The sequence below is a fragment of the Mycobacterium sp. E2699 genome (assembly GCF_001666745.1).
Classification (GTDB): Bacteria; Actinomycetota; Actinomycetes; order Mycobacteriales; family Mycobacteriaceae; genus Mycobacterium.
In genome coordinates, this window is record NZ_LZJH01000042.1 from 1 (window position 1) to 1,608 (window position 1,608).

Annotated in this window: 1 protein-coding gene; it reads right to left on the reverse strand. The window is 72.8% G+C overall.

Going from position 1 to position 1,608, the window contains the following annotated elements:
* Positions 1-1,095: hypothetical protein (locus tag A5696_RS05635; RefSeq protein WP_067874710.1), on the reverse strand; the 1,095-nt coding region annotated here is incomplete at its 3' end.
* Positions 1,096-1,608: the final 513 nt, after the last annotated feature.

Genomic DNA, 1,608 nt, shown 5'->3' on the forward strand with positions numbered 1-1,608 from the left:
CCTCGGCGGCGTCCCGTAGGACGGGCCACCATAGGCCCACGGGCCGGCCGGCGGCGCGGGCGGCGCTGGCGGCGGGCTCGGGGCGGGCACCTGCGCCTGTGGCGCGGGCTCCCGGTTCACCGGCGCGACGGCGTGCGGGATGGCCGGATGGGTGTCCGACGTCAGCGAAACCACCACCGCCCCCGCCGCCACGGCCGCGATGGCGACCAGGGCGCTGCCGACCAGCATCGGGAAGCTGCGCCGCCGGGGCGCACCGAGGTCGTCGGCTACGTCGTCCACGGCGCTGTAGGCCAGCGCACCCAGGTCGGCGTTGCCGGTGACGTCGAGGTAGGTCGGGCTGAGCGCCCGCGGACTCACCTCGCCGGTGCCCGGGTCCAGCGAGTAGGCCAGGGCGGCCGTCGAGGCCGCGAACAGCGGCGCGTTCGCCGACGCCAGCGCCGCGCCACGGGCCAGCGCCATCTCGGGTTCCTCGGGCACGCTCACGTCCAGCGCGGTCGCCGCCTCGAGCGCGGCCTTGATCGCCGCCACATCGCTCCCGCGGCCCGTCCCACCCCCCACGACGAACAAGCCGTCGGCCTCCGACCCGGGCGCGTCGAGCCCGGCGACCATGCCGGACAGTTCGACCGCGGTGTCCCCCACCAGTTGCCGCCGGTGCAGGTCGACGATCGAACCGTCGGCGACGTCGACCACGGCCAGCGTCGCGCTGTCGGGCTCGACGAACAGCATCGCGACGTGTTCATAGCCGATCGACTGACCGACCGTCTGCGCCAACGCGGCCGCGGCCAGCAACGGGGACACCAGCATCACGCTGCCGACGTCGTGGGCGGCGACCGCCTCGCGCAGCTCGCGCGCCAGCGCGGGATCGGTCCACGTCACGCCCGTCGAGGTCAGCTGATAGCCACCCTCGACCGCGCCTTCCCGGGTGCCGACGATCGCGTCGATCACCCGCGCGGGCGCGCCGGCGTTCGCCGCATCCTGAGCCGGCGCGACCTCGAATTCGTCCTCTTCAACGGTGACACCGTCGGCATCCTGGCCCTCAATGAGCACCAGGCGGACGGCGGTCGGAGCCATCGACACTCCGAGCACGATGTCCACTTTGCGCCTCCAAGGTCCTCTAGAAACTTTCGGAGCCCTCACGAGGGCAACCAAAAACAGACCCCGCCCGAACCGGGTGATACCACGCTACCCCCGTCGGGCCGGACGCGCTTGTGCCAATCGACCCCTGATCGACCCCGAATGATCCAGGTCACAGCGGTTTATTGACGGGTTCGCCGATTCAGTACCCCGGGCTCAGAAAGGGGTTCTGCGAGTTCCCCGGATACTGCGGATACGGCGGAGCCTGGGGCGCCTGCGGAGCCTGGCTCGCCGGGACCGGGACCGGTATCGGCACCGGTAGCAGCGGAACGTGAATCCACTGCGTCGTCATCGGCACCGTCGTCGTCGGGGTGGTCGACGGCGCCTCGGCCGTCGGCGGCGGCGTGGTCGTCGGCGGCGGGGGCGGTGTCGTCGTCATCGCCGTCGTGGTCGGCGGCGGGGTCGGTGACGCCGACGGCGTCGCCGAACGGGGCGGGGTGCTCGACGGGGCGGGGCTTCTCGGAATCCTGCCCG